This window comes from Pseudomonadota bacterium, assembly GCA_039193195.1.
Classification (GTDB): domain Bacteria; phylum Pseudomonadota; class Gammaproteobacteria; order Steroidobacterales; family JBCBZW01; genus JBCBZW01.
Map to the genome: position 1 here is coordinate 85,560 of JBCCWS010000020.1, position 8,379 is coordinate 93,938.

Genomic DNA, 8,379 nt, shown 5'->3' on the forward strand with positions numbered 1-8,379 from the left:
TACCTACACTGCATGCAACTCACCCTACTCAACTTCCCGATAGGCGCGCATGGCACTGCGCAGCAGGCGTTGCTTCAGGGACTGGCTGATCTCACCGGCAGCTTGCAGGGCGGCCAGGGCATCGGTGACACAGCGCCGGTAGGCTGGACCACTGAACTGCTCATCGTCGAAGCTGCACGGGATTTCCGGGAAGTGCACTCGCTCCCCAGCGCGCACGTTGAACAGCTTGTTGCGAACGCCTCCCTGCCAGAGGATCTCCACATCGGCTCGACCTGCATCACCGAGGCCGAAGACCCCCTCGCGGGCGTGAGAGGCGAGATAGCCGCCAACGTGCACGGGCCGAATCACTGTGCTACCGCCGCGCGCCGGCGTGACCTTCACCGTCGCGCCGATTCCGGATCGGTTGTGTCGCGCTCCTGCGACCCTACCTACGGACCCAACAGGCGTGACGGCGACCCACCGATTGCCATTATCAGCACTATTGATCTCGATAGTCATTCTGCCCTCGCCATAGCGCACGCCGTCCCACACGAAAGTGTCCGCTTCGGGCCCCGGGCTCCACGCGGCAACGAACGCATCGAAGGGGTCGAAGGGACTGTCGAGCTCCGTACCACCGGCCGTAAGGGGCACCTCGTCGGGCACCCACAGATCGGAGGCGGTCACGAAGTCCGTGAATCCGTCGCCGTTTAGATCGCCCGCAGCCAAGCCCTGCACGTTGTAGCGGCGGTAGTCGAGTGGTAGGGCGTCTAGATCTGCAGTGAACTCCCCATCCGCTGCGCAACCTCGGTTGTTGAGCACGCCGCCGGGGTTATCCGCCTGCTTGACCAACACCTGATCCAGACCGCCGTTGAAGACGATGTCCGTATCGCCATCGTTGTCGTAGTCGAAGGCCGCGTTGCCCCAGCCGAAGGGCGTGGCGCCCAGTTTTTCGTTGAGCCCAACGTCCTCGAAGGTGCCGTCGCCGCGGCCGAGCATCCAGCGTGAGGAATGATCGCCCGGTTCGTTCGGCACGCCGATGTGATTGAAGGCGTAGTCGCCGAAGCTCGAGAGGAAGATGTCGAGGTGCTCATCGCAGTTGTAGTCTGCGAAGGCGATGCTCATCCAGGTGCTGGAGGATTCCTCGCGCTCGTCGATCGGATGGTCGGTGAAGTGGCCGCTCCCATCATTGAGCATCACGTGCACCCAGCCGCGGTTAAAGGGTCCACCCACCTTGATTGGCAGCACCTCGCACTGGTCATCGGCGAACAGCACGTCGAGATCGCCGTCTGCGTCCACATCGGCCATGCCCAGACCCCAGGTGATGCCCGGCACGTCCATCGAGTTGCCCTGTGCGTCCACGATACCCTTCAAGTCCTCAAAGCCTGAGCTCGCGCTAGCGTCTTCGAAGGTATTGTCACCGCGATTGATAAACAGCTGGTTGTGCTGCGCGCGGTCCGCGAGCTCGGCGATGAAGCAGGGAGCGAAGTCATTCTGTGGCCAGTTGTTGATGAACACGACGTCCAGCAGGCCGTCACCGTCGACATCTCCCATCGCGCAGCCAGCCGTCGAACGGTCGCCGCCCGCGAGCCCGCTCGTCCCGTGAAACTGGAAGGTACCGTCGCCGTTGTTCACGTAAAGGCGGTTAGCCTCATCGACGCCAGTGACGACCAGGTCCTCATCGCCATCGTTGTCGATGTCGCCGTAGCAGACCGCTTCGCTGTCCTGCTCTTCAGCCCCCACACCGGCCACGGTCGCCACATCGACGAGGCCCAAGGCGCCAGTCTCCTGCAACTGGTTTGCGTACAGGCTGTTGGCACGCCCAGGGCCGTTAGTGACGTAGATGTCTAGGTCGCCATCGTTGTCGTAGTCGAACAGGGCGGTGCCGGGTAGGCCGTGGAAGCGCCCGGGAACCAGGTAGGGGAGCTCGGCCAGGGCGACAGCTTCGGTTAGCGAGCCCTCCTGCAGCGCCTCCAACTGCGGATAGTTGGCGCGTTTGGCACGGCGATAGTCGACCAGGCTCTCGGCGAGGTTGGTGAATCGAATGCCCTGTCCGCTGCGCGGCGGCTGCGCCTCGGCGGTGACGGCCGACAGAAACAGCAGGATGGTCAGTGCCGATAGCATGGGCGATGAAGGTGCTTGCGCTCGCATGGTACGCTCCCTTGGTTGACGCGAGTGATAGACCCAAGCCAGGCGACGCAATCGGCCAGGCGTTGGGTCTTCACTGACAACCTGCGGGATTGGCGCCCGGGAGGGCTCACCAGCAGGCAACCGGCTCCAGCCCAGGCCCGGTCAAAGGGGGGTACCGGCCCCCTCGGTCAAGGTCACCACGGGACCTCCGGCCGTCACACCGAACATTTCGAACGTGCCCGATGGCCAACGCACAACCACGCGCCCCTGCCAGGCATCGCGCATCCCGAAGGTTAGCCACGGGCTGCTGTTGGAGGCGAAACTGTTGCCGGAGGACACCTCTCGCACCTGCCGACCGTAACGGTTCGCCAGCCAAACCCGTGCGCCGATGCCCATGCGATTACTTGCCGTGCCCTCGAGGCGCACGGTAACCGATCGGTTACCGTTGCCCTGGTTGCGCAGCAGTACCGGTCGACCATCGCCGCTCAAAACGCCCTCGGGCGTATCGATCTCGAAGGCGGTCTTGACGATGGCGATATCCGTGAAGCCATCGCCGTCGTAGTCGGCGACCGCTAAGCCACTGGTGTAGAGATCCTGAAGGCCAAAGTTGTGGGTAGCACTAAGCGCACCGGTGCCGTCGTTCTCGAAGATCCGGCCTGGCCCGCCCTGCTCGCCGAGGAAACTCAGCACCGCACCGGCCACGCTGCCCGTGGTCGCGAGGTCTTCGTCGCCGTCGTTGTCAAAGTCGGCAAAGCTAGCTCCCCATCCCCACTCGAAGCCGCCGAGGCCGTTGCTGTAGGTGCCATCCCGATAACCCGCCACGGCATCGTTGAGGAACAGCACCTGCTCGCCCAGGAGGCCGGGCGCGAAGGGATTGTCGATGCCCATGCCGGTGGCGAACATGTCGAAGTCTCCGTCCAGATCCGGGTCGCCGACGGTCATGGCCATCGGGAAACCCGGTCGGGCGTTGAGACCCGCCGCGTCCGCCGCGTCAACGAACGTGTTGTCGCCTTGGTTGATCCACAGCTCCCACGGACCGGGGATCGGGAGAGGTGCCCCCCCGCTTAGATCGAGGGCGTTGCAATTGCCGACGACGATGTCGGGACGCAGGTCGCGATTGACGTCCGTGAACGCCGCGACGCAGCCACCCTTGGCAGTGTCGACGCCGGCGCTCGCGCTGATGTCGGAGAAGGTGCCGTCACCGTTGTTGCGATAGAGCATCTGGGGCGCCATCTCGCCGGTGAGCAGGTTGCCCGGAACGGTCAGGAACAGATCGACGTAGCCGTCCAGATCGATGTCGCCGAAGATCGGCATCATGGCGGAGAGGGTAGTGTCGATACCGGCGCTCTCAGTGGCGTCCGAGAAGGTGCCGTCGCCGTTGTTCAGGTACAGGCGACTGGAGATACCAGCGCCGAACATACTGCCGGCGCCCGTCAGGAACAGATCAGGCGTGCCGTTGTTGTCGACGTCGGCCACTGCCGCGCCTGTGTGCCCAGCGCCGCCCGCCACCCCTGCCGCGCTGGCGACGTCGACGAAACCGCCCTTTCCATCGTTACGGAACAGGGCGTTGGCACCGCCAGCGGAATTCGTGACGAACAGGTCTAGGTCACCATCGCTGTCGTAGTCCAGCCAGGCAGCACCCCCCAGGCCCATCACTGCTGGCTCCCAGATGCGCTCCCAATGGAACTGGGCTGAGACGTCCTCGAATCCGGGCACAGCGGAAGCGGCAGCGCCGCTCGCGAGGGCGGCGAGCAGCAAGCCGGTGCGCACAGTGGAACGAGTCTGGGGAACGTGCTTACAGACGAATAAACGCATGGGGACTGACTCCAGTTTGAGGGTGTCGTCTAGGAGCCGGGGGCCCCTGGTCAGTCTTGCGACATCGCCTGGGGCGATAGGTCAGGTGGGTGCAAATTTCATCTGAGGCTTAGGCGAGCACTGCCGCCGGCCGAACGGAGCGGGCGCCCTTCGGCCGCTGATCTAGGAGCGCCTTTGGTGCTATTCGTGCGGCACCTGCGGCCACGCGTAGGGCCACGCAGCCAGCCCATGGATAGCATTGCGCACATCCATCGTCAGATTGACCAGTTTCAGCGGCCTCTGCTCCCGCAAATCGTAGAGCGCAATCGTCGAGGGCGATGAGCCAGCGGCGAGCGTATGTTCATCGATCGCATAAAGCCCCCTCCCGAATCCCTGGCGCGCAATCTTCGAGTCATCCAATTCTGTATGCGTGAGCTTGTGGGGGGCGAAGCGCGGCACCCGGTAGGCCTTGCGCTTATTGGGGCTTTCAAAGCGCACTGCATCGGCCTGCGTATCGTTGAATATCACACCGTCTTGGAACGGCTGAGCATTGTGAACACCCGCCGGCAGGGTGGTCATGACGCCGATCGCCTTACCGTTGAAGCGCAGCAGCGCCTGCGTGCGCAGTCCACTGATGAACATGCCCCCCTTGTCACAGAACACATTGTTTAGGTGAAGCTTGTTCAACATCAGTGGGCCATCCTGCTGGCGCGGGTCGAAGCGCTTCGCGCCAAAGGCGGCACCCTCCGAGAGCACGTGCAGCCCCCAGTCGAACTCCTCAGTCTCCAGATTGAGACCGATAATACTGTCGTAGCCTGTTGAGCTTATGAACAAATGCCCGCCGAAGAGGCTGATCTCGTGGCAGTGCTTGAGGTAGGGGTTGCGATAGGACTTGCGGACACTGAACTGCTGATCAAACAGAAAGACCTCATCACTCGCGGCGATGAAGATGCCGTTATCGTGGAATGCGATGCCGCGCAAGCCTCGATCCCAGCCACGCCCGCTCCAGTCGATGTCCATGTTGTCCCAGGTGACTGGGTTGAGGAGCTCCTCTGCCAGCGTGTCGATGAGGTAGACGCCGCCGTGGCTCTCGCCTTGGTGGCTACCGCGAACGACGGAGGTCGCGATGAGCTGGGTCATCTGGCCGCCCCTCTTATCACACGGTCTGACCCGGGATGTAGTCGAAGATGAAGGTGATGCGATCCTCCTCCCCGCCGTTGATCACGCCGTGGCGCTTCTGGTTGTTGATCTCGTAGGCGTGCCCCACCTCCAAGCGATGGGGTCGGCCATCGATCATGAAGCGCACTTTGCGATTGGTAGTGATGGGCACGTGGATGCGATGGCTATGCCGGAAGGACGGGTGGTTGTCCGTATGGGGGGTGATCGTGGTACCCGCCTTGAGCTTTGCCGCCATGGCGCGAATGATCGTACCGCCCGCCACGTAGCGCTTGGCGATAATGCCATGCATCAGGGGCAGGGCGAACTCCGCCAGACGATCCCAGCCGTGGCCTTTGACGACATCGATATTCGGCCAATCGTCATGATCACAGAAAATCAGAATCACCGACTCGGTATTGTAGTGGACTTCGCTGTACTTCTTCTGACGCAGCTGCTCTTCGCGCCACACGGCATCGTCGAAAGACAAGATGATACGGCTGAGGTCCTCCGTAGGGACGGGGCCTAAATCGCTGAGGGGCTGGCCGATATCCATGGGCTCAGTTTAGGTCCGGCGAGGTCTAGGCGCCAGCGCTGCACTACGGGTGCTATCGTCGACCTCTGAGCCCCCATCCTCTCTCCTAGGAGTTTGCCGTGAAAGTCATCATTGCCTGTCTGGCGTGCCTCGGGCTTGTGTCGATGGTGTATGTACACGCTGCGGCCACGGATATCGATGCGCTCTGGATTCGCGGCCAACCGCAGGCCAGTGAAGCACGCATGCGCTCGGCTCTCGCCGAGGCAACAGACGACGATGCCCGCTTAATGATCACCTCTCAGATTGCACGCACCTATGTGTTTCGCAAGCAATTCGAGCGAGCGCGAGAAGCGCTCGCCGCGGTGGAGCCGCTGCTGGCGCAGGCCGGCGCCGAGGCTCAAGCACACTACTGGCTAGAGCTCGGGCGCACGTACGCGTCCCATCAACACGCCCGAACCGACGTGGATCAAACCACACGAGACGCCGCGCGCGAAGCTTTCGATCGCGCGCTCGCCACGGCCCGAGTCGCCAACCTACAATCACTAGCTATCGACGCCCTGCACATGCAAGCATTCGTCGACCCTGGGGCCGCACAACAAATCGTGTGGAACGAGCGCGCCCTAAAGGCGGCCCTCGCCGCCGATCAGGCCAACGCAACACGCTGGGAAGCCTCTATACGAAACAACCTCGGCGAGAACCTGGTAGAGCTCGCGCGCTACCGCGAAGCCTTGCCTCACTTTCGTCGCGCACTGCTGCTGCGCCAGCGGGCAAAAGCACCCCCGGCGATCATTCGGGATGCCGGCTGGCAGGTCGGTCGCGTCCTGCGTCTTAACGGAGAGCTTAGAGAAGCATTAGCCGTGCAAATCGAGCTCGCGGATGAGTCCTTGGCCGCCGGCACGCCGAAACCTTACATTTACCGCGAGCTAGCGCTCCTCTACGCAGCGCTCGGCGACCAGGACCGTGCCGCCCACTTCAGCGAGCATCGCCAGGCACTGGTCGCGGCACAGGTGAGTCACTAGTGGGCCGCTTGGCAAATTAGGTGACGCTCAGCGAGTAGCATGGGCGCCAGGACAAGGCGGTCGAATGCAGCCATAGCCGAGCTATGGCTGCATTTGACCAACGCCGCGATGGCGCCCGTGCTACTCGCCCTTCGGGTCTGCCCAGGGGACTGAGCGTTACCTCATTTACCAAGCGGCCCACTAGCCGTCGCTGTCCGTGAAGAAAATCAGACGATTGCCGAAGGGGTCGGCGATGCACATATCGCGGGTTCCCCACGGCTGAGCCTGCACCCCCGGTCGCGCATGACGATAACGCTTGGCGCGCAGCTGCGCACCAAAATCGTCCACGTCATCCACCTCTATGCGCATGGACGCCCCGGGCGTGGCATCGCCGAAGTGCTCGGATAGGTGCAGCTGACAGTCGCCCAGGCGCAAGCCCATGTACAGCGGCGCATCGGCATCGAAGCGGTGCTCAAAAAGCACCTCGAAGCCGAGGAAGTCGATATAGAAGGCCCTGGCCTGAGCTTCATCGAAGCTGCGTAAGATAGGCACGGCGGGAGCTGCCTTGTTCACAGAAACACCTTTACTGCAGTTGGTGGCTCAGCCCACCCAGCGAGCGCTTGAACACCTCGAAGGCGGGAATCGTGTAGAAGTGCAAGCCCGCCTCGCCGAGGAGCGGCAAGTTGGCGGGACCCGCACGGGTGACGGCCGCAGCGCGAAGCAAGGCCAAGGCGACCGCAAATCGGGGGGTGTGCACGGCGAGCACCTCCCGTGGATGCCCCCTCACCCTACCAACTGTCGGCGCCCTCGCAAGGGGCCAGGCGCTGGCACCAGACCCCAGCCTCGCGCAAGATTGCCCGGATGAGCAAGATCGCATTGATCACCGGCGCCAGCCGCGGGATCGGCGCCGCCACTGCTAGGCGACTCGCCGACGAAGGCTACGATGTGTGCGTGAACTACCGCCGAGATAAGGCGGGCGCCGACGCGGTATTGCGCGCCATCGCTGCCGACCACCCCGTGCGGGCCATCGCCGTACAGGCCGATGTGGCGCGCGAGGATGAGGTCGAACGGCTGTTTCGCGCCGTGGACGAGCAACTCGGACGGGTCAGCGCGATGGTCAACAATGCCGCTATCCTAAGACCCCAGATGCGCGTCGCCGAGATGGACGCGCAACGAATCAACGACGTGTTCGCGAGCAACGTGACCGGTGTGTTCACCTGCTGCCGTGAGGCCGTTCGCCGCATGAGTCGTGCGCACGGCGGTGAGGGCGGTGCGATCGTCAACGTATCCTCCGTCGCTGCGCGCTTGGGAGCGCCGAATGAATATGTCGATTACGCTGCTAGCAAGGGTGCCGTCGACGCGCTCACGATCGGCCTCGCCAAGGAGGTGGCCGCGGAGGGTATCCGCGTGAACTGCGTGCGTCCGGGCTTCATCTACACCGACATGCACGCAGATGGCGGCGAGCCCGGCCGCGTCGATCGGATCAAGGCCGGCTTACCCCTCGGCCGCGGTGGGCAGCCGCACGAGGTAGCTGCGGCCGTCGCCTGGCTGCTATCAGACGATGCGGCGTACACCACAGGCACGTTCATCGAGGTCGCTGGCGGGCGCTAGTGTCCTGAGTTAGAAGTTCGTTGATGACTTCGCGGCACGTTTTCGCCCCTGAACACGTTGCTCCTCCTCCCGTGGGACCTGCCACGCTCGTCCTCGCGCCGCGCTCAGGGACAAAAACTCGCCTGCGAATTCATCAACGAACTTCTAACTCAGGACACTAGCTAGGGGCCGGGCCGCAAG

8 protein-coding genes are annotated in these 8,379 nt (G+C 63.3%); 2 read left to right on the top strand and 6 right to left on the bottom strand.

Annotated features, from left to right (window positions below; genetic code table 11):
• Positions 1–24: 24 nt before the first annotated feature.
• From AAGA68_16110 to AAGA68_16125, 4 genes are all read right to left on the bottom strand, one after another.
• The gene (locus tag AAGA68_16110) at positions 25–2,127 is read right to left on the bottom strand and encodes a CRTAC1 family protein (GenBank protein ID MEM9386583.1); all 2,103 of its coding nucleotides are present in this window, start codon (positions 2,125–2,127) and stop codon (positions 25–27) included.
• 141 nt (positions 2,128–2,268) lie between these two features.
• Positions 2,269–3,921, bottom strand: a complete 1,653-nt coding sequence (locus tag AAGA68_16115; protein MEM9386584.1) for a CRTAC1 family protein — start codon at positions 3,919–3,921, stop codon at positions 2,269–2,271.
• Between the two features lie 180 nt (positions 3,922–4,101).
• Positions 4,102–5,040, bottom strand: coding sequence for a hypothetical protein (locus tag AAGA68_16120; protein MEM9386585.1), 939 nt, complete (start codon positions 5,038–5,040; stop codon positions 4,102–4,104).
• Positions 5,041–5,056: 16 nt separating this feature from the next.
• The gene (locus tag AAGA68_16125) at positions 5,057–5,611 is read right to left on the bottom strand and encodes an aspartyl/asparaginyl beta-hydroxylase domain-containing protein (protein MEM9386586.1); all 555 of its coding nucleotides are present in this window, start codon (positions 5,609–5,611) and stop codon (positions 5,057–5,059) included.
• A 98-nt stretch (positions 5,612–5,709) separates the two neighbouring features.
• Here AAGA68_16125 and AAGA68_16130 point away from each other — a divergent pair, with 98 nt between their 5' ends.
• A complete protein-coding gene (locus AAGA68_16130; GenBank protein MEM9386587.1) occupies positions 5,710–6,609 on the top strand; it encodes a hypothetical protein in 900 nt (299 codons plus the stop codon).
• Positions 6,610–6,789: 180 nt separating this feature from the next.
• Here AAGA68_16130 and AAGA68_16135 read toward each other — a convergent pair whose 3' ends face one another.
• Entirely contained in the window at positions 6,790–7,161 is a 372-nt protein-coding gene (locus AAGA68_16135; protein ID MEM9386588.1) for a glyoxalase superfamily protein, read from the bottom strand.
• A gap of 10 nt (positions 7,162–7,171) precedes the next feature.
• Entirely contained in the window at positions 7,172–7,345 is a 174-nt protein-coding gene (locus AAGA68_16140) for a hypothetical protein (GenBank protein ID MEM9386589.1), read from the bottom strand.
• A gap of 104 nt (positions 7,346–7,449) precedes the next feature.
• Between AAGA68_16140 and AAGA68_16145 the strand changes: the two genes are divergently transcribed.
• On the top strand, positions 7,450–8,199 hold the full coding sequence (locus tag AAGA68_16145) for an SDR family oxidoreductase (GenBank protein ID MEM9386590.1): 750 nt from the start codon (positions 7,450–7,452) through the stop codon (positions 8,197–8,199).
• Positions 8,200–8,379: the final 180 nt, after the last annotated feature.

Bases quoted from the DNA above. Each gene is read 5' to 3' on its own strand.
- AAGA68_16110 (MEM9386583.1), bottom strand. From the start codon at position 2,127: ATGCGAGCGCAAGCACCTTCATCGCCCATGCTATCGGCACTGACCATC.
- AAGA68_16115 (MEM9386584.1), bottom strand. From the start codon at position 3,921: ATGCGTTTATTCGTCTGTAAGCACGTTCCCCAGACTCGTTCCACTGTG.
- AAGA68_16120 (MEM9386585.1), bottom strand. From the start codon at position 5,040: ATGACCCAGCTCATCGCGACCTCCGTCGTTCGCGGTAGCCACCAAGGC.
- AAGA68_16125 (MEM9386586.1), bottom strand. From the start codon at position 5,611: ATGGATATCGGCCAGCCCCTCAGCGATTTAGGCCCCGTCCCTACGGAG.
- AAGA68_16145 (MEM9386590.1), top strand. From the start codon at position 7,450: ATGAGCAAGATCGCATTGATCACCGGCGCCAGCCGCGGGATCGGCGCC.